The sequence below is a fragment of the Chryseobacterium gallinarum genome (genome assembly GCF_001021975.1).
GTDB classification, from domain to species: domain Bacteria; phylum Bacteroidota; class Bacteroidia; order Flavobacteriales; family Weeksellaceae; genus Chryseobacterium; species Chryseobacterium gallinarum.
Map to the genome: position 1 here is coordinate 1,848,377 of NZ_CP009928.1, position 21,157 is coordinate 1,869,533.

A 21,157-nucleotide genomic window follows, 5' to 3' on the forward strand; every position below is an offset into this window, starting at 1 on the left:
GAAAATATATTTGTAATTAATCTTAATTATTAAATATTAAAAAATGAGTTATTTAGAATTTAATGATCCCTTTACAGGGGAATGGACCTCTTTCATGGAGGCGGTAGAAACTTATAATGGTAGCCCGATCACCGATATGTTGTGTCAGGAAATGGATGAAATATATAAGAAAGTCAACAATAAATATTACCGGCGGGTAATTGCTGACGGAAAAATCAATGTTAAATGGTTCGGGGCTATTGGAGATGGAGTGAATGACGAGTATATATATTTTACAAAAGCATTGAAGTTTATTGCAGATATAGGAGGGGGAACATTATATGTACCTGCGGGGAAATATAAATTAAGCCATGTGGATTGTGAAACAAAAAAATTCTCAAATATTACTATACTTGCTTATGGAGCCGAATTTATTCAGGACATTGGCACTAAAACCGAGTTTATTGTTCCGGTAACGCCGGAAAATCCTGAGGGGAAGATTTATACCTATGGAAGATATCGTGCCGCAGATGGAATGTTTGTATTTGATGCCAAAGTTTCAATGCAGACCGATGACTCTAATTCCATAAAGAATATCAAGTTTATTGGGGCAAAGTTTATTTCCAATGTTAAACAGTATGGTTTCGATGAACTACTTCACCATGTTTGTATGCACGGGGTATCTAATGTTACTTTTGAATATTGTTCTTTTATAGGATTCTTAGGCGATGGAGTTGCTGTTTGCAGAGGTTTGCGTGAAGACGGAATCAGAGATGCCTATAATAAAGATGTCAATTTTTATAAATGTAATTTTGACGGTATAAATAATAATAACAGACAGGGAATTTCCATCTATTATTGCGATGGGTTCAGTATAGATTTTTGTAATTTCGAAAATATCTGCAGACCGGATATGATTGGAGCTGTTGATATAGAGTCAGATACATCTAATACTATTTCCAGAAAAGGGGTTATATCAAATTGTAGTTTTAAAAATATCGGCGGAGGTAACGGAGCTGTTACTATATTCTTAAGAAATTATGACGGATCAGAAGAGAAAATTTCTCATTTAGGTTATATTATTGATAATTGTGATTTTGATAAGGTTGTAACCCCCTTATCCGTAATCGGAAATAATAATTTTATGTCCTCTCCTTCAAATTATGGCGTGGTGTTTCAAAATAACAGATGTTTCAATATACAGGGAGCTGCTGATTTACGCAAAGCATTTGGTGTATTGTTTTACAATAACCTGTTTAGAAATGTTATCTCGGAAACGATGACCGTAATACGGGCCGAAGGAGGTAAAAATATAACTTTTGAGAAAAATACTTTTGATGGGTGTAACAATGCGGCAGGATTAGCATTTGTTGGTACTACTAAAAATATCAGCTTTATACAGAATCAGTTTTATAACTTCTCAGGGACATTTATAACAATCAACGATCCAGGCGGAATTGGAAAAATTATAGGAAATGAATTAGTTTCTTCAGTAGTAGATGTCCAGCATCCGCTTGTGACTGGTTCTTCAGCAACTCCGGAAAAACTTACCAATGCTGTTGTAAAGGACAATGTATATGGAGAGAATATTTCACCTGTGAATCTGTATTTTTTTCTTAATGCCAATAATGCCCCCACTTTAGATAGTATTACTCCTGATAAAGTTATGTATGGAGAAAGCCAGTGTCAAATGACGGGAACCATGCCTTCAGGATTTCTTGGAGACCCAACTGTTATGGCTAAAATGTCTCGTGAGAATATCGGGAATAATTATTATCCCCATGTCTATCAAACAATATATCCATCTCCCGATAACCATGGGAATATTTGGAGAAGACAGGCTATCAATCAGACAACTTGGGGTGCTTTTGTCCAGATCCCATAGTAAAAAATAAAATTTTTATATTCCGAACATGACTTCGGAATATTTTTTTGTAATTATTTCATGGGTTCATTCTAAAATACGATTGGTTTATAGGATATTGTCAACATAAACCTTTGTTTTTAAAAATAGAATATTAATTACATTTACCGCAAAAACACCCATGCTGATTAAAATTTATGGCAGCGCCATTCACGGAGTTGCTGCGCAAACAATTACTATTGAGGTCAATATTGATACCGGTGGAGTAGGGTATCATTTGGTAGGCCTTCCTGATAATGCCATTAAAGAAAGCAGCTATAGGATATCTGCCGCCTTGAAGAATGTTGGCTATAAAATTCCCGGTAAGAAAATTACTATTAATATGGCACCCGCAGACCTTAGAAAAGAAGGCTCTGCTTATGACCTGAGTATTGCCATTGGCATTTTGGCAGCTTCAGATCAGATCCTTGCCGAAGATATTCAGCAGTATATCATTATGGGAGAGTTATCCCTGGATGGCAGTCTGCAACCGATTAAAGGAGTATTGCCCATTGCCATTCAGGCCAGGGAAGAAGGTTTCAAAGGAATTATTCTTCCCATTCAGAATGCGAAAGAAGCCGCTATTGTGGATGATCTTGAGGTGTATGGTGTACAGAATATTAAGGAAGTTATTGATTTCTTCAACGAAGGAAAAGCTATTGAAAAAATAATATTAGACACTCAGAAAGAATTTCATGAAAAGATCAATGACTTTCCATTTGACTTTTCTGAAGTAAAAGGCCAGGAAACAGCAAAAAGGGCCATGGAAGTAGCCGCTGCAGGAGGGCATAATATTATCCTGATAGGCCCTCCCGGAAGTGGAAAAACAATGTTGGCTAAAAGGGTTCCCAGCATCTTACCTCCATTGACAATAAAAGAAGCGCTGGAAACAACAAAAATACATTCCGTAGCAGGGAAAATTGGAGCAGAGGCATCTTTAATGACTGTTCGTCCCTTCAGGTCCCCTCATCATACCATTTCAGATGTAGCTTTGGTAGGCGGTGGAAGCTATCCGCAACCCGGAGAAATTTCTCTTGCCCATAATGGTGTACTTTTTCTCGATGAAATGCCGGAGTTTAAGCGGACCGTATTGGAAGTTATGAGACAACCTTTGGAAGACAGGGAAGTTACCATTTCAAGAGCCCGGTTTAGCGTAAATTATCCGGCAAGTTTTATGTTGGTAGCCTCTATGAATCCCAGTCCTAGCGGTTTTTTTCCTGATGACCCCAATAATACTTCCTCCGTATACGAAATGCAACGATATATGAATAAACTTTCAGGTCCTCTCCTGGACCGTATTGATATTCACATTGAAGTGCAGAAAGTAGAATTTGAGCAGCTTTCCGAGAAAAGGAAAGGAGAGAGCAGTAAAGCAATACGGGCGCGTGTGTTGAAAGCAAGGAATATTCAGAATGAACGGTATAAATACCTTAATATCAGTTGCAATGCCCAGATAGGACCCAAAGAACTTGAAGCTTTCTGCGAGCTGGATGAAACTTCTTTTAACCTCATCAAATTAGCAATGGAAAAGCTAAACCTTTCCGCCAGGGCTTATGATCGGATCTTAAAGGTAGCGCGAACAATAGCAGACCTTGAAGAATCCGAAAAAATTCTTTCACATCATATCTCTGAAGCCATTCAGTACCGAAGTTTAGACAGGGAATTCTGGAATGCCTGATCTGCATTTTATTATTTATAGTTAATGATAAATTCCTTTTCAATAAAGTTATTATTGGATTTTAATTCCCGTTGGGCTTCTATAGTCATCTGTTTGAAATCGACAGATATCTTATTCCCGTGCTCATCAATAAGAGTAGGCATATTTCCCCCTTTCATATCGGCTAAAGGGTCCGCATATTCCTGAAGCTTTAGCTGAATGTATTTCTTTTTATCAATCAACAAAGGTTTTTCTCCAAAAAATGTTTCTACAATTCCTGAGGTGTTGTATTCTTTATCCAGCACCTTATTTCTGACCAGAGTAAAATGATAATAACGCCGGTCATCATATATTTCCAGAATCATCCCCGGCAGTCCGCGGAACTTATAGGGACCTTCCGGAAAAGGAATGCTTTCTGCAAACCATGCGGTCCATTGTCTTCCACCAAAATGTGTCCTGGCAGCCTGAACTTTTATGGAGCCCATCATTTTGGTTTCCGGCAGAATAGACCATTTCATTTCATCATGGCTTTTCAATTGTACGGGAGTTGACCCTGCAGAAAGATAATTGATATTATCAAAGCTGTTTCTGTCTCTTTTGATATAATGGTATAATTGTGTTCTCTCATACCTTGATTCTGAGCTCACATTTTTTGTAATACTATCATTCTTATAATCGATCAATGAAAAATATTTTACAGATTTGGGATTAATATCTGTAATAAAAAATTCTTTAATTTCCTGATTGGCAATAGTGTCTGGTTTAAATTTTAATTCATAATAAAATCTGTTGCTTTGTGCATATACCATTGAGCTTGCCAGAAGAAGAAAAACGAATCTGATCATAAGTGTCTTTTTCTACATACTACCAAAAAGCAAACCCTTTTCTAACGTATGACTGGTATTTTCGCGACATTATAAAAAAATAACAAAAACATTATTTTTTTTAACATCATTTAATTTAAAAATTAATGTTTTTTTCATTTGTTGCTGTAATACAGTTGCTTATGTCTTTTGCTTTATGGATTTAAAATTATTAATTCGACAATATAATATAATGTAGAAATTATGTAACACTTTATCCAAATTATTATGTTAAATTTAATTTTCAAATTATTAAAATTAATTCATTATGAAAGATTAAGTCAATGCATATTTGTTTATTTGGTGTATTTACAATAAAAAATACGAAAATAAACTGTCTTTTTGATAGTAATAAATAAAGCTTTAGCATTATTTATAGTTCTACTGAATAAGTAGATCCTTTAGTCTTTCCGATATCTACCTTGCTACCGTAAAATTGCAGTTAATCAGTTAGCTGTGCCTATCCTTTATGTCTGTTTGTTTTATTTAAAGCTGCTCACATTCAGGAATGAACTGCTATTATGGTAGATGCGGATATTAGAAGACATACATTAATTACTAACCATGAATTACATTAATTTATTACAAATGCCAAACACAACACCTACACTAGAAACACAACCATCAGGAGCAACTGTATTGCTGTCTTCGGAAGACAGGGAAAAGCTTTTACAAAAATTTAATATGACCGGCTGGGACTACCTGCAGGAAGAAACATTAGAATCTCTCTTCAGGAATCAGGCACGTCGCCATCCCGATAATATTGCAATTGTATACCAGCACCAGACAATGACTTATAAAGAATTGGATGAGCGAAGCAACCAGCTCGCCAATGCATTATTAGATAAAGGAATAAAAGAAGGAAAATATGTCCCGGTATGGCTGGACCGTTCTCTGGAATGGGCAATAGCCGTTCTTGGAATTATTAAAACAGGAGCAGCCTATGTACCCATAGATCCTGCCTATCCGGTAAAAAGAGTAGAATATATTCTTTCAGACACTTCTGCAGAGTTTATTATTACAAACCATTCATTAGGTGAACAGCTGACAAAAAGCGGGAAAACAAAAATTTTCGAACTGGAGCAAATGAGCAGCCTGGATTCCTGGTCCTCAAATGATCCGGCCCTTAAGGTGAATCAAAATGCCTTAGCTTACACCATTTATACTTCGGGCTCTACAGGAAAGCCCAAAGGAGTTATGATTACACATCATACCATTCAGCATTTAGTAACCTGGCATAATCATCATTTCCATGTTGATCACACCTCACACTTAAGTTTGGTGGCAGGGCTGGCATTTGATATATCCGTATGGGAGTTTTGGTCGGCACTTACTTCGGGAGGCACTATTTTTATAGCAGATAATGAAGAAAGGACCAATGTATCTGCTTTAGTGGATTATTACCGTAAAAACCGGATTACCCATGGCTTTGTTCCTTCCGTGCTGGCACCGGCAGTTGTGGATAGTACCCGGAACTATAATGATTTGACATTGAAATATCTCTTTACGGGAGGAGAAAAGCTCAAACCGGTACTCACAACAGAGCTGAACTATGAATTGATTGATTATTATGGTCCTACAGAATGTACCGTGTATGCCACCTTTAAAAAAGTTAAAGACGTCAACGGGCAGTATGTATCCTCAATTGGAAAACCGATAGCGAATGCCAAAGCTTATATTTTGAACGAAAACCTGGAAGTATTACCGGTAGGCGCCGTGGGTGAGCTATTTATTGGCGGAAATATCTTGGCTAAAGGATACCTGAATAATGAAGAGCTTACAGCCGCTAAATTTATTGCCAATCCATTTAAAGAAAATGAAAAACTATATCGGACAGGAGATCTCGCCAGATGGCTTCCCGACGGTGATATTGAATTTCTGGGAAGAATGGATAATCAGGTAAAAATCCGTGGATTCCGGATTGAGCTGGGAGAAATAGAGCGTAGTCTTACTCAGGATAAAAATATCCGGGAAGCCCTGGTGATCACAAAAGATACAGTAAATGGAAATAAATATCTGGTGGCGTTCGTTGTGGCAACACCCGGAGCTGAAAAAGACGGTACTTCTGTTAGAAATCAACTGAAAGAAGAGCTGCCGGGGTATATGATTCCGGCCCAGATCATTTTTATAGATAAGATTCCTTTAACGGCAAATGGTAAAACAGATATCCGGTCTTTAAGGGATCTTGCAGATAAAGAAGCCAGAGATCTGATTTCATTGGAACCGCCAACCAATGAAACCGAGAGAATAATAGCAGACATCTGGTCTTCAGAATTGGAACGTCCGGTTATTAATATAACGGATAACTTTTTTGATATCGGAGGAAACTCTCTTTTAGTAGCGGTGGTAGCCGTTGCACTGCAAAGAAAATTGGACATGAAGGTTTATCTGAGGGATATTTACCAATACCCGGTACTGCAGGATCTTTCGGAAGTATTGATCAACAGGGCCAAAGCATTCAGAGAGGCAGCACCCGTAGAAGATGTAGAACCTTACGTGGAATTACAACAGGATGTGTATCTGGCTCCCGGAACTGTTTTTGCAGGAGGCTTCGATCCAAAACAGATGGAAAACCCGGCCGTCATTTTCTTAACCGGAGTGACAGGTTTTGTGGGGATTCACCTTTTACAGGAGCTTCTGGATACCACACAAGCGGATATTTACTGTCTGGTAAGAGCTGAGGATGAATTCCATGCTATGGAGAAAATAGACCGTTGTTTTAAACAATATCATATCCCTCAAAAACATGAACAAAAATCCAGGATTATTCCCGTAATAGGTGATCTTGCCCTCCCTGCATTAGGTCTTTCGGATGACAAATTCAAAATGCTGGCAACAAAAGCTGATCTTATTTACCATTCCGGAAGCTCCGTGAATTTTATCGAACCTTATTCTTATATGAAGGCTCCGAATGTGGAAGGATTGAGAGAGATTATAAAGCTTGCCGGAGCCGAAAGGACCAAATGTCTCGCCTTGTTGTCTACAATTTCTGTATATAGCTGGGGGCATATATTCACAGGCAAAAAAGTGATGCTTGAATCCGATGATATCGAACAAAATATCCTTTCGGTAAGCAAAGATATCGGATATGTCAGAAGTAAATATGTGATGGAAGCAGTAGCAGATCTGGCGGCAAAAGAAGGATTGCCTTTGATTACCTACCGTCTCGGCTACGCCATGTGTCACAGCGAAACAGGCGCCAGCGCACCTTATCAATGGTGGTCCGGACTGGTGAAAAACTGTGTAGAATTTCAGTCCTATCCTGCACTTACAGAACTCAGAGAGGGATTAATCACTGTAGATTATATGACAAAAGCAATGGCCCATATTACAAAAAATAAGGACGCTATAGGGAAAAAATTTAACCTCATTGCAAGTCCTGAAACGAATCTTACCCTGGAGGATTTCTTCGGTCTGATGAAAAAGTATTATGCATTCCCGCTTAAAGGTCTTCCTTATAAAGAATGGAGAAAGCAATGGGAAGACGACAGTAAAAACCGTTTATACCCACTAACGAGCCTTTTTAAAGATAATATGCATGAAGGACTGTCTACGGTTGAACTTTACCAGAACACCTATGTTTGGGATTGTTCCAATGTTACCCGCTTTTTGGAAGGATCCGGAATCAAAGAACCGGTATTTGATAAAACCATACTTGATTCTTACTTACAATATCTGGGAATTCCTGTTACAGAATAAATACCAATCAGGCAGCTTAGCTGTCTGATTTTTTATGATGAGAGAAATCTTATTTTATCAATAATAAAAAATTAATGAAAGCCAGAGAACAAAAAAAATTAATAAACTTTATTAATGTAATAAAAGAAAAATCTACTTTTTCTATTGGCTATCCTTTTGCCAGAGATTTTGATTATACTGAACTTTACGATCTGTTTCAATATCCGATTGCGAATGTAGGGGATCCCTTTATAGAAAGCAATTATGCTGTAAATTCCTTTGAAATTGAAAGAGAAGTGATTCAATTCTTTGCCGGTTTATTCAGGGCACCAAAAGATAATTATTCAGGGTATGTTACCAGCGGAGGAAGTGAAGGTAATCTTTATGGGCTGTACATCGCAAGGGAAATATATCCCGAAGCTATAGTGTATCATTCTTCTGAAGCTCATTACAGTATAACCAAAAATATTCGCTTACTGAACTTACGATCTGTAGAAATACAGGCGGACTCAAAAGGAGAAATGGATTATAATGCCTTAGAACAGTCAATAGAACAACACCGGCATTTGCCCGTCATCATTATTGCCAATATAGGAACTACTATGACGGAGGCTAAAGATGATATTCCCACAATCAGGCAGATTTTAAAAAAATGCTCTATAGAATCCTATTATATCCATTGTGATGCAGCGCTTTCGGGAGCTTACCTTCCGTTATTAGAAGATGACCCCCGTTTTGATTTCAAGAATGGAATAGACAGCATTGCCTGTAGCGGGCATAAATTTATTGGTTCACCTGTTCCATGTGGAATAGTGATTGTCAAAAAAAACTATAAAGAGCGATTAGGGCAATACATATCATATATAGGTTCGCAGGATACAACGATTGCCGGATCCCGGAACGGGCATAGCCCGGTATTTTTATGGTACGCCGTCAAAAAGCTGGGCAGGGAAGGAATGCTCTTAAGGGCACAGCAATCTCTTTCCATGGCAATATATGTTCAGCGCAGGCTTGAGGAAAATAATATATTCTGCTTTCGGAATGAAAATGCCATTACTGTAGTATTTTCCAAGCCGGATGATCAGTTATGCCGTAAATGGCAATTAGCAACTAAAAATGGATATGCCCATCTCATTTGCATGCCTGGTATTTCCAAAAACATTATTGATGATTTTTTTAATGACTTATTGAAAACGCTTCCTGTAAGTAATAAGAATCTTCTTGAGAATGCCTGCCCCTTGACATGAATTAATATAATAACACACCAATACAACTATTTATTATGAAAAACAATTTAGAAACATTAGCTCCTGAAACAGGATTTGAAACTCCTGTTGTCTTTACAGAACCTGAATCCTGGCATTGGAAAGTATTAGCAAAAGCTTTTATAACTGATCCTACTATTAGATTCTGGTTTAACGGAAAAGAGAATGAAGATTTACTTGAAAATTTTTTTGAAGCTGTGGTTAAGGATGTTTTAATGTCAGGGGGTACAGTATTCAGTAGTGCTGACCGAAAGGCCGTTTTCGTGTGGGCCTGGCTGGGAAATACAGATCAGAAGGCTAACACATTTAAAGAGAAATGGCATGGTATCCTTGGAGAAACAGGCGTAAAACGATACAATTGGCTTTATGAAGCCGGAAACATCCACTTAAACCCTGATAAAGTTCAAAAAAGTATGGAGCCTGCTTATTTAGCAGTACTTCCTGAAGCTCAGGGACGTGGGTATGGCAGCCATCTTTTTAAATGGACTTTAGACTATTTTGACCGGAAAGGTTATGATGCCCCTTTTATATTGGCAAGTACAAGACGTTCAGCAAAATTATATTGCCCTTTATTAGGCTATGATGTCCATAAAGAGGTATTTGTAAACAGCAATGATACAGAACCAATAGGTGTTTTTTTAAAACGGAAAAAGTAAATACCATAATAAATACCAATGAAAAATGAAAACCAGGCAGCAAAGCTGCCTGGTTTTCCAATAAACCAAAACAATCAAGATGAAACCTTGATATACATTGATTCCAGCAAAACTTTAATTCACAGTTACTTTTATTACATTTTGTACAGCAGGAACCGGATATTGTGTTCCTACTTTAGAAATGACCATATTTTCACTTTGTGGAGTTCCTCCAAATAAAGCCTGACGGTTTCCGGCACCAGGATATTGATCAACTCCTGTACCTGAATCAAATAATGTTGTCTTTGAAGTAATATCTCCTTTGGTATTGGCATCAATCATTTGTTCGTTGGCATAAAACCAGTCATTGGAGAATCCAAACATTGTTACGTAGGCAATTTTATCTCCCGGATCGGCCTTGAAGTTCGTCATAACCTTGTTTCCCGGTGCTACGGGAGCGCTTCCGGCAACATATACACCTTTTACATTAGGTAGAGATTTTAAACTGGTTTGAAGTTTTGTTACATTCCCAAACTGTGCGATTTCTTTCAATCCCATTCCGTTATCTGTTTTTCCCAATTCGTAAATAGGATTTTTGTCACCACGATACACTACGACTAATGCAGGAGATAAGCCTGTCATAATGCCGGTATTCGCAGTAAGCTTGGTCATCATTTTAGTGATGTTCCCCATTTGGGCAATATCAGTAATTTCAGGATTGGATAAAGTATTAGGCATAAAGAAAGGAGTACTGTTCAACAGCTGAGAACCATTGTAATTGGAAACCGCCCATACTCCCGGAGAAAGTGGGGTCTCATTAGCAGTTCCACCCGAAGTGTTGGTAATGGTAAGTGTGAACTCAGATTTTACATTATCATAAGCCAGATTAAGCTTTACCAATTGTGAAGCATTCACATTAGGAACCTGCATAATTGGTTTGCTTTCTGCTTGTCCCGTCTGGTTGTCCTTAGTTCCGTTATCCCACAATAATACGTCGGAGGAAACATCCCCTGTAATGGCATTACCATTGCTGTCAAATAGCTTGATTCCTGGCTGCTTTGAAGCGAAGAACCAGTCTTTTGAAGCTCCATACATGGTAGCAAACATAAGTGCTTGCGCCTTACCTGCGCTGAATTTGATGGTTTGAGATTCTCCGGGTAAGATAACTTTATGCCCTGCCGCTGCAAGAAAAGTAACTCCCGGAATTTCTCCACTTTCTACAAAATCTTTAGGGGTAACGACATTTTCGAATGTGATAGTCTTTTGATAAGACATATTCATCATGTCGTTATCCGAATCGTTACATGAAGACAGTGTAAATGTAACTGCCATTGCTGCAGCAAATGCTGTTGTTGTGAAAAAAGTTTTTTTCATAAAGTGAATTTTTAGAGTTATAACTGGTATGTACAACTATAGTCGAACACTTTTATGAATCCTGACAAAAAAGTATATAATTATTATTAAAAAGAATCAGATACTAAAAAAAGAGTATTAAATCCCCTTTTTCCCTTCTAAAATCATTTGAATCATTTTACTTTTTCTATTTTCCCTTGTTTCCGGTTTTTTGGCTTCTTCAATCCAGCGGATATATTCTTTTCTGTGGGTATAACTCATCTTATCAAATAATACTTTTGCTTCAGGGTTTTGATTAAAAATAAAAGCAATATCATTGGCAATCTCAACCAGCCTTTCTTCTTTATCTTCAATAAGAGAAACGGAAACCTCATCACCAAACGTTTTTCCAAGCTGTTTTCTGATTTCCTGGGTCAGTCCTAAAATATGGCAATCGGATTTCATTTTAGCCAGACTTCCGCGATACTCTACTTTGCCATCAAATGTAGCTTTAATTTTTACCAAACCTTTTTTCCCGAATAATTCCTCAGTAGAAAAAGGAAAATCTACAAAAGCAGCATTCATTGTGCCGGTTTGTCTGATAGTAGCGGTGAACTCAATAGGTGGTTTCATAATAAAGCTTTTAAAATCCAAAAATAAAAAAAACCGTGAAAGCAAATTTCACGGTTTCAAAATAGATCAAAAAAGATTATTTTTTCTTTGTTTTCTTAGGAGTTGCAGTAGTTCCTGAATTTTTGGTTTTTGTATCTGCCGGAGTATTCTCTCCTCTTACAAGCTTTAATTCATCAATTAATCTTCTTGCTCCTGCATACTTATCGATGGTCCAAAGGACAAAACGAACGTCCACATTGATTGTTTTTTGCCATTCAGGCTCAAATACAATATCCCCGCTTAATGCTTCGCTGTTTCCGTCGAAAGCAATACCGATAAGGTTTCCGTCTCCGTCAATCACAGGAGAACCAGAGTTTCCACCTGTAATATCATTGTTGGAAAGGAAGTTGACAGGCATATATCCTGCAGCATCAGCATACTGCCCGAAATCTTTAAGATTGTAAAGATCAATCACTCTCTGAGGAAGGTCAAACTCTTCATCCCCTTTCTTGTATTTACCTACAAGACCGGTCATATCTGTATAATAGTTATCAGTAACACCGAAATAGTTTCTGTCACTTCTGATAGGAAGTTTATCTACAGTTCCGTAAGTTAATCTCATCGTAGAGTTGGCATCCGGATAGAATTTTTTCTCAGGCATAGCTTTCATTAAGCCGGCTAGGAACAGACGGTTGTTTTTTGCGAAATTATCATCTATCTTAACATATCTTTCAGTATTCATTCTCTGATCTGCTTCTATACCGTTAGCTATTTTCCAAAGTGGATCAGCATCAAGTTTTAATGCGTCAGGATGCAATAAGAAATTGGTAGCAGAAGTCTTGTTTGCAAAAATAGAAGAATAGGCAAGGTTAGAAACATTTTTAGCATCTAATCCTAGGATGGTAGCAGAAGCCACCTCCTTGTTTTTCACTCTGGCCTGGTAAAGGCTGGTCATTGCAGCCAGCATCTCTCCTTCCAGAGATGGGTTGAAGTTTTCGTAAGCCGCTTTAATAGCTGCTTCTGTTTTAGCTTTCATTGCTAATCTTCCCTGCATATCCTGGGCAGCATAGGTTTTAAATAAAGATCCCAGTCTCGCAGCAAGGGATATATATTTTACATTTCTTGAAAACTGGCTGGCATAGTTTCTTTCAACATTTCTGTCTGAAACCTGGTTATAATAAACTCCGATATCTTCCAGGACACCGTCATAAGCTTCATTTCCAGGCATAGAAGCCCATTTTTTAAAGGTCTCTTCAATCTTTTGCTTATCAGAGATCGTACCGTTTTTCTCAACAGCATCTATTGTTCCCTGTCTGTTTTTCCAGTAATTGGCCACAGAAGCATATTGAGAAGCATAGTTAAGCTGAGTAGCCTTATCTTTATCCATGTATTTTTTCATAACGTCCATGGCTACTTTGGAAGCTTCAACCCATGCCGGATAATCTTTGCTTACCATTTGCTGGATACCATAAGAAGTCAGGTAACGGTTGGTTCTTCCCGGATAACCCAGGATCATTGAGAAATCGCCAGGTTTAATTCCTTTAAGGGAAACCGGAAGAAAATGCTTAGGCTTCAATGGAACATTGCCCGGAGAATATTCGGCAGGGTTACCTGCGGCATCAGCATACACTCTGAATACTGTGAAATCTGCCGTATGTCTTGGCCATTCCCAGTTATCCGTATCTCCACCGAATTTTCCTAATGAAGAGGGTGGTGCACCTACTAATCTGATATCTTTATAATCCTGATACACAAAATAGTAGAATTCATTTCCATTGAAGAAGTCTTTTACAACGACTGTATATTTCCCGTTTTCAGAGTTTTCTGCCTGGATAGCCTTGGTTTCAGCATCAATAACAGCTTTTCTCTCTGCTCCGGTCATATTGTTGTTAAGTTTGGAATTGATTCTTTGCGTAGCATCATCCATTCTCACTAAAAATCTTACGTAAAGATCCTTTGCATTGAATTCGTCCTTTTGTTTCATTGCCCAGAAACCATTCTTCAGGTAGTCTTTTTCTGGTGTAGAAGCAGCGGCAACAGCGCCGTAGCCACAATGGTGGTTGGTGAATATAAGTCCTTTATCAGAAACAATTTCACCTGTACAGAAGCCACCGAAGCTTACGATAGCGTCTTTTAAGCTCGAATTGTTTACCGAGTAAATTTCTTCAGGCGTAAGATGTAGACCCTCTTTTTGCATATCAACACCATTAAGTCTTTTGATGAGCATTAGCAGCCACATCCCCTCATCCGCCCTCATCTGAGCAAAGCTCAGCAAGAAAGTGAATAGTAGAAATAGTCTTTTCATTTTATAAAATAATTTTTGTGTCGCTAATTTACTAATTTTTACGAGATTCTGTCCCGGATTGGTATGAAAATGGGTGGATAATCCGCATGAAAAAAATACTATTATCACTTTTGGCAGTTTTGCTTGCAGGTACAGTTTGGAATTGTTCAACAGTGCCTGAGAAAAACCCATCCCTTCAGAGGCAATGGATGCTTGTCTCTTTTGATGGTTTTTCCAGGGATCAGCTGATTGCCCATAAAGCAGAAGTGAACCTGACTGCTGAAATGAAAGGTAATACTATTCAGGGCAGTGCCTTTATGGGATGTAACCGGATGTCATTTGCTTCCGGATTTAAAAAAAACGGGCAGGTAAATATTTCAAATATTACAGGAACAATGAAGGCCTGCAGGGATATGGCGTTGGAAAGCGCTTTCCAGAAGAAGTTTACTACCATGACAAAATATACCATTGAGGGACATTTTTTAACCTTATCTGATGACCATGGCCATTCAATGAAGTTTGTAGCCGCTGATTGGGATTAAAATAATGGAGTCTATCATACCAGAAGTCCGCCATATAGAGCGGACTTCTTTTGTTTGAAAAATCTGGATTGGTTATCAGCTTTTTTGAGGGTATTAGTTTTTAGGAATTGTTTTTTTTATTTCCTCCAGGGTTGCTGTGTTGGATAACCCCGTAACGTTGCTATTTGTGTTCCTAGAATTAACCGTGTTATGGTTTGCCTGTCTATTGGGAATTGTTTTTTTTATTTCTTCCAGGGTTGCTGTGTTGGGAAGCAGCTTTCCTGAGTTCGTGGATGCTTTAGGGCTTTGTGTCTGTTTTTTTACTTCCAGCCCATGGTCAGATGCCAATCCTGTTTTTGTTGTTTCTGTATTTTCTGAGGCTTCCTGCATCAATTTTGTCTGCAGCTCTTTTGCCTGTTTCACAGCCTGGGTTTGATCTTCCACAGGAACTGTCTGCTTGTTTTCCTGGGCATAAATCAGGGAACCTAAAAATAATAGCGGGATAATATATGCTGTTTTCATGAGGTTTATTTTATGTTGACTAATACTTGAATTTTTCCGGTCTCTTTTTGGTCATAATCCTGAAGTGCTTTTCCAATGACTTGCCCAATTTTTACTTTTCTAAGGTCAGCTTTCATGGCAATACCTGCTTTCGATGAAGTAACCAAAAGATCACCTCTTTTTATTCTACCGTTTTCAAGACATACCTTCGTTGGAATGACCCCTATCACGCCCATTGGTACTTTTCCTGAAAGATCAGCGTCAATATGTTCTTCGGTAAGAAGGACTCCCGGTTTGGTTGCATATACACCTGCAACAAGGTTGGAATAAGGCTTTGAAGACTTTTCTACCGTTCTGTCTGTGCTTGTGGAAATAACCAGGATATCCCCGGCTTCATATGCTGAGACAGGACCTTTCACATCAAAAGCCTCGGCAATGTCAGCACCACTGTTTTGTGTACCCCCGTTGAAGAATCCTTTTCCGGCAGAGTTAATTCTGGCAACATTTACCGTTCCGGGGTCTCCGGATTTAAATAAAGCAATTGAGCCATTACTATGGGTCTCTACAGTAAGGGGAGGGTTGGTATTGGCTGCATTGTAATTAACAAACCTTGCGGCACGGCCATTTCCAAAATTAGGAACCCATGCGTATAAAGCATTTCCTGAGCCCTCTGCAGAGGTTTCAACACCATCGCCCGTATTGGATGCGTTGGCAGTGATGGCATTTCCATTCCCTTCTGCAATAGCAATCAGGGCAGGACCGTTTCCTGCCGGGTTGCTGGCATAAAATAGTCCCCCATATCCTCCCGTTCCGGAAGAAAGACCATAAATACCGGCTGTTCCGAAATTGGCAAACTGGGAATTTACTTCCCCTTTTACGGCTGGAGAGGTTCCGGTTACTTTATCTACTTTAAAGTTTCCTGCAATACCATTTCCTACGGTGGTTACCGTTATGGCATCACTTGTATTGGATTCGTTAAAGATATTGAATCGCCCTGCGCGGCCGGTTGCAAAACTGGGAACCCAGGCATATAATGCATTCCCGCCTCCATCGATATTGGCTTCTACAGCATTTCCGTTTTTGCTGGCATTGGCAGTAATGGCATTTCCGTTTCCATCGGTAATGACTACTAATGCGGGCCCGTTTCCGGCTACATTAGATGCATGGAAGAGACCGGCATAGCCTCCTGTTCCAGAAGAAATACCGAAAACTCCTGCCGCACCGAAGTTTCCAAATATTGTTTTTACTTCACCTCTTACTGCTGCAGCTACACTATTGGTGTTGTTGACAAGAAATGAGGCTGCATTTCCCTGAGTGTTGTCCGGAATATTTCCGTTTCCGTTAGTTTCTACTTCCAATGTATTGGCGGCTGTATTGATTTGATTAAAATTTTCAAATTTTCCTGCCCGTCCGGTACTGTTATTCAAACCTACCTGGCCATATACCCCGATACCCGTTCCCGATGTATTAGTGGCGACAAACCCTCTTACACCATATCCGCCTCCATCATTTCTTCCGACTACGGCTCCGGCAATATCACTGGTGGTTCTTCCCACTACAGCTTCACCGCCTCCATTGTTATCTCCTACAACACCGGCAGAAGACACGGCAGAAGTAATGCCATGATGCGCAAATCCTGATACTGTAGAACTTCTTACCCCGGCTCCGTTTCCGGTAGTAGTAACATTCACTACTGTCCCGTTTCCTACACTGGAGACACTGAGTGCATTATTGTTGTTGGCATTATTAAAAATTGAAATTGCAGCCGGAATTCCGTTGTTACTGGTTGCGGTAAGACCGGTGCCTGTATTACTGTTGGCATAAACCCCAATTCCGTTGGCGCTTGCATTCCCGTATACCCCTAAGCCATTAGGAGTAACGCCATATACACCCCAGCCGCTTCCGTTCTGACTTCCGTATACGCCTACGCCCAGGCCGCCGGTCCCGTTATTGATACCGCGTACCCCTGAAGAAAAACCACCGGGGGAAGCGTTTGTAACAATTCCCCGTACGGCTGCAATATTTGATGTGGTTGCTGTATTGCTGCCTTCTAGTGAAGTCCCGTCACCATCATTTGTTAATGAAAATAGGGTAGCAGCATTATTTACGGTATTGGTATAGGGAATTGCAAATGTTCCGCCACTACTTCCTGCCGATTTTGCATACATGGCATAAGGCACACTTAGCAGTTGGCTTGTCCCTGTTATGGTATAATTATTTCCTCCGGCAGGATCAGTTTCTGTCTTTAAATAATAGTTTCCTGAAGGCCAGTTGATGGTAGCAAATGTTCCCGAAAGTACTGTTCCGGATCCTATTTCCAGAGTGATAAGTCCATTGGCATTAGTATTCCCTGTAAGTCTTTCAGAATAGACCTCTGTACCTGCAGGAGAACCTTGTAATATTGTTGCTTTAACGGCAATGCTTTGGTTATTCAGCAATTGACCTGATCCGTTCCTGATAATTGCCTGATAGCTCATTTTTTCCGGAACCTGCGCGATTGCCATACAAAGTCCATACAGGATCCAGAACGTTAATAGTATTTTTTTCATGGTAATTTAGTTTTTGATAATTTTAAATGTTTTAATATTTTCTCCGTTCCGGTTAATCCTGATGATATACATGGCAGACGGAAGAGAAGAAAAATTAAGCTCGGATTTCGATTGGATGATCATATCTTTTCTGATCAGTTTACCCTGCGCATCGAATAACTGATACTCCGAACCTTTATAATTATTTGTAGTAAAATCCAGATACAGATAATCTTTGAAGGGATTCGGATAGAGCAGGATACCTTCCTGGTCCGATAACATTTCATGCGTAGAGAGTGCGGTGACTTCGTAAGCTTGTTGTAAGCCTTCCTGTACCTGGGGTCCGGTACCTTTATAGAGATAAGCAATTTGGCCTATACTGTAAGAAACCGAGCCACTGCCGTCTGATGCATTCATTCCGGTGGCCAATACGGCTGACTGGGCCTGTAGTATTGCAGCGGAGAATATAAATACAGGGAAATAATAAATAGATGTCTTTTTCATAGGTAACAGTTTTATTTTGGAGGAAAATTCGGGAGAACTAAATTACCACCTATTAAAATCCATTATCAGAAAAATAGACTAACGACAGGAATAATCGACCAATGTCATTTTGTGAATTATTGTTAAATTCACACAACCTTAAAGCTCAAAGAAGGATAGATTGTTTTTATAAGCCCTGCCAATGGGGAGTTTTATATGATGTGCCAATTCTATTTCATGACAGCTCTTTCCACGGATAAGATGCCGGGGAACGGCATAACTACGGTGGATCCTTATAAAAGAATCAAAAAAGCTTTTATGGAGAAGATTTCCTAAAGAATCTAAAATACAATGGTTTTTCTCAAGGGTGATAATCCGGGTATAATCTTTTAAGGCTTCCAGATAAAGAATATCTGTTTTTTGGATTTGAAAGATACTTCCGCCTTCTTTTATTTTGATGCAATTTTCACCAAGCATGGCATCATAGCTCTCACACTTTTCTTTTAGTTTAAAAAAATCAAAAAGCCGCTGCATGGAATAATGAAACCGTTCCGGTGTTAATGGTTTAGTGATAAAATCCAAGGTATTGATTTCAAAAGCCCCGGCTGCCAATTCGGGATGCGAACTTACAAAAATGCATGCAGGGATTTTATGGGCCAGCTTTCTGAATTCCAGGCCGCTCATTCCTTTTAAGATGGTTTCAGTAAGTAAAAGATCAATGGGAAGCTCCAGGTAAGGAATAGCTTTTTCTGCCGAATCGAAAGAAGCGACTATTTCCAGGTTTTCATACTTTTTAAGATAATGTTGAAGAACCAGTCTGTCCAGTTCATCATCATCAATAATCATACATCTGATAGGAGTAATCATGATCGTCTGGCTATAAATTTTTAATTTAAATATTTAAAAATCAGCAAATTATTATATAAAGTTATGGTTTTTTATCAATCAATAAATGTTTTAGCTTAAAATTATATTAAAAATTGTTATTAAGTAAAATTAGATTTTGTTTTTTTTATGAAAAAATATTATCTTGTAAAAATCATAAACATAGATAGAATTTAATGTTAGAAAAGAAAGAACATAATTATGAGAAAGCTGTTCTGGTAGGAGTTATTACCCAAAACCAGGATGAAGAAAAACTGGTGGAATATATGGATGAACTGGAATTTCTGGCTTTCACAGCAGGGGCAACCGTACAAAAACGCTTCACTCAAAAACTGACTCAGCCGGATTCCAAAACCTTTATCGGAAGCGGAAAGGCACTCGAGATAAAAGAATATGTAAAAGAAAACGAAATCGGAACCGTTATTTTCGATGATGAGCTTTCCCCCTCACAGCTTAAAAACCTGGAACGCGAAATGGAAGTTAAGATTCTGGACCGTACCAATCTTATTCTGGACATTTTCGCCCAGCGTGCCCAAACTTCTTATGCCAGAACTCAGGTTGAATTGGCACAATATCAATATCTTCTACCACGGTTGACAAGGATGTGGACCCACCTTGAGCGCCAGAAAGGAGGTATCGGAATGAGAGGTCCCGGGGAAACGGAAATAGAAACTGACCGTCGTATTATCCGTGACAGGATTACTTTATTGAAAGATAAGCTGAAGACGATCGACAAGCAAATGGCAACCCAGCGGAACAATCGCGGAAAAGTTGTTCGTGCGGCTCTGGTAGGGTACACCAATGTGGGTAAATCTACCCTGATGAACTCCTTGTCAAAATCAGAAGTTTTTGCAGAAAACAAGCTGTTTGCCACTTTGGATACCACCGTAAGAAAGGTTGTGATTGGAAATTTACCGTTTTTATTGACGGATACGGTAGGATTTATCAGGAAATTACCAACGCAATTGGTAGAATCCTTTAAATCTACCCTGGATGAGGTTCGAGAGGCAGATCTTTTGATCCACGTTGTAGATATTTCCCATGAGAGCTTTGAAGACCATATCGCCTCTGTAAACCAGATTCTAATGGAAATCAATGCCCATCAGAAGCCTATGATCATGGTTTTCAACAAAATTGATGACTTCAGTTATGAGAAAAAGGATGAAGATGATCTTACTCCCGGTACAAAGAAAAATATTTCTCTTGAAGAATGGAAAAAAACATGGATGGCCAAATCGAAATACCCGACTGTTTTCATTTCTGCTCTAACGAAAGAAAACTTCCCGGAAATGAAAAAACTCATTTATGATGAAGTCATGAAAATCCATATTTCAAGATTTCCGTATAATGATTTCCTTTTCGAATATTTCGATAATGACGAAGAAGAAAATACCAATTAATGAAATACTATTTTTCTCTCTTATTTCTCTTGTTTTCGGTTTTTGGATTCAGTCAAAAAACCAGAATTGATCTGAAAACGATTGAAAAAAATCTTAAAAATCCTGATTCACCGTATAATTACGATAAACTTATCTTTAAGTATAAAGGATATCCGAAGTCTTTGGACAGCATAGAGACGCAGCACTTGTACTATGGAAGGAATTTTAGAAATGATAAAGTATCAACTTCGGATGAAAGTTTTAAAGTCCTGGTAGAAGCTTTTAAACAGGAGAATTTTGAGAATTGTATCAGGCAGGGAAAAATCTTGTATGATAAAGATCCCACCAACCTGGATATTCTGCTGATCCTTCTAAGGGCATATGATTCTATAAAGGACGGAACCAATTTCATGCATCATCTTAACCAGTTTCGTTCATTAGCAGACGGAATAAAGGGTTCTGGTGACGGAAAATCTGAAAAAACCGCTTATGTTGTCAATACAATGGGAGATGAATATATCCTGCTGAACATCCTCAATATAGGGAAAGACTATACCAGAGGCTCAAAAACAGCCAGAGACGGGATGTTCGATATTTGGGACAAAAACGGAAATAAAACGTATATCAAGATACTTTATTTAGATCAGTAAAT

The 21,157-nt window shown here is 38.7% G+C and carries 16 protein-coding genes; 8 read left to right on the forward strand and 8 right to left on the reverse strand.

The features are described 5' to 3' along the window. Positions 1–43: 43 nt before the first annotated feature. Entirely contained in the window at positions 44–1,864 is a 1,821-nt protein-coding gene (locus OK18_RS08325) for a hypothetical protein (RefSeq protein ID WP_053327713.1), read from the forward strand. 160 nt (positions 1,865–2,024) lie between these two features. Next, positions 2,025–3,560: a YifB family Mg chelatase-like AAA ATPase gene (locus OK18_RS08330; RefSeq protein WP_053327714.1), complete on the forward strand. Its 1,536-nt coding sequence runs from the start codon at positions 2,025–2,027 to the stop codon at positions 3,558–3,560. Positions 3,561–3,571: 11 nt separating this feature from the next. Here OK18_RS08330 and OK18_RS08335 read toward each other — a convergent pair whose 3' ends face one another. Beyond that, positions 3,572–4,384 carry a GLPGLI family protein gene (locus tag OK18_RS08335; protein ID WP_053327715.1) on the reverse strand — a complete coding sequence of 271 codons (813 nt, stop codon included), beginning with the start codon at positions 4,382–4,384 and terminating at the stop codon, positions 3,572–3,574. 606 nt (positions 4,385–4,990) lie between these two features. Here OK18_RS08335 and OK18_RS08340 point away from each other — a divergent pair. From OK18_RS08340 to OK18_RS08350, 3 genes are all read left to right on the forward strand, one after another. Next, positions 4,991–8,101: a non-ribosomal peptide synthetase family protein gene (locus OK18_RS08340; RefSeq protein WP_053327716.1), complete on the forward strand. Its 3,111-nt coding sequence runs from the start codon at positions 4,991–4,993 to the stop codon at positions 8,099–8,101. Between the two features lie 74 nt (positions 8,102–8,175). Next, positions 8,176–9,327 (forward strand): histidine decarboxylase, encoded by a 1,152-nt coding sequence (locus OK18_RS08345; protein ID WP_053327717.1) that lies wholly within the window; start codon positions 8,176–8,178, stop codon positions 9,325–9,327. 35 nt (positions 9,328–9,362) lie between these two features. Then, positions 9,363–10,001, forward strand: coding sequence for a GNAT family N-acetyltransferase (locus OK18_RS08350; protein WP_050021676.1), 639 nt, complete (start codon positions 9,363–9,365; stop codon positions 9,999–10,001). A 114-nt stretch (positions 10,002–10,115) separates the two neighbouring features. Here the strand turns inward: OK18_RS08350 and OK18_RS08355 are convergent, their stop codons facing one another. The 3 genes from OK18_RS08355 to OK18_RS08365 form a co-directional block, all read right to left on the reverse strand. Beyond that, complete coding sequence (locus OK18_RS08355) at positions 10,116–11,354, reverse strand: spondin domain-containing protein (protein WP_050021675.1); 1,239 nt, start codon at positions 11,352–11,354, stop codon at positions 10,116–10,118. 117 nt (positions 11,355–11,471) lie between these two features. Further along, positions 11,472–11,945: a YdeI/OmpD-associated family protein gene (locus tag OK18_RS08360; protein WP_053329329.1), complete on the reverse strand. Its 474-nt coding sequence runs from the start codon at positions 11,943–11,945 to the stop codon at positions 11,472–11,474. Positions 11,946–12,021: 76 nt separating this feature from the next. After that, the gene (locus OK18_RS08365) at positions 12,022–14,229 is read right to left on the reverse strand and encodes a S46 family peptidase (protein WP_053329330.1); all 2,208 of its coding nucleotides are present in this window, start codon (positions 14,227–14,229) and stop codon (positions 12,022–12,024) included. Positions 14,230–14,315: 86 nt separating this feature from the next. On the opposite strand from OK18_RS08365, the gene OK18_RS08370 reads away from it, so the two are divergent. Continuing rightward, a complete protein-coding gene (locus tag OK18_RS08370) occupies positions 14,316–14,750 on the forward strand; it encodes an META domain-containing protein (RefSeq protein ID WP_228377712.1) in 435 nt (144 codons plus the stop codon). Positions 14,751–14,843: 93 nt separating this feature from the next. Here OK18_RS08370 and OK18_RS08375 read toward each other — a convergent pair whose 3' ends face one another. From OK18_RS08375 to OK18_RS08390, 4 genes are all read right to left on the reverse strand, one after another. Beyond that, on the reverse strand, positions 14,844–15,251 hold the full coding sequence (locus OK18_RS08375; protein WP_053327718.1) for a hypothetical protein: 408 nt from the start codon (positions 15,249–15,251) through the stop codon (positions 14,844–14,846). 5 nt (positions 15,252–15,256) lie between these two features. Next, the gene (locus tag OK18_RS08380; RefSeq protein WP_053327719.1) at positions 15,257–17,779 is read right to left on the reverse strand and encodes a beta strand repeat-containing protein; all 2,523 of its coding nucleotides are present in this window, start codon (positions 17,777–17,779) and stop codon (positions 15,257–15,259) included. Between the two features lie 6 nt (positions 17,780–17,785). Further along, a complete protein-coding gene (locus tag OK18_RS08385) occupies positions 17,786–18,262 on the reverse strand; it encodes a T9SS type A sorting domain-containing protein (RefSeq protein ID WP_050021672.1) in 477 nt (158 codons plus the stop codon). A 138-nt stretch (positions 18,263–18,400) separates the two neighbouring features. Next, complete coding sequence (locus tag OK18_RS08390; protein WP_050021671.1) at positions 18,401–19,108, reverse strand: LytR/AlgR family response regulator transcription factor; 708 nt, start codon at positions 19,106–19,108, stop codon at positions 18,401–18,403. A 194-nt stretch (positions 19,109–19,302) separates the two neighbouring features. On the opposite strand from OK18_RS08390, the gene hflX reads away from it, so the two are divergent. Together hflX and OK18_RS08400 are read left to right on the forward strand one after the other, a co-directional pair. After that, a complete protein-coding gene (gene hflX, locus OK18_RS08395; protein ID WP_050021670.1) occupies positions 19,303–20,526 on the forward strand; it encodes a GTPase HflX in 1,224 nt (407 codons plus the stop codon). Beyond that, positions 20,526–21,155, forward strand: a complete 630-nt coding sequence (locus OK18_RS08400) for a DUF4919 domain-containing protein (RefSeq protein WP_050021669.1) — start codon at positions 20,526–20,528, stop codon at positions 21,153–21,155. Before hflX ends, OK18_RS08400 begins: the two co-directional genes overlap by 1 nt. Positions 21,156–21,157: the final 2 nt, after the last annotated feature.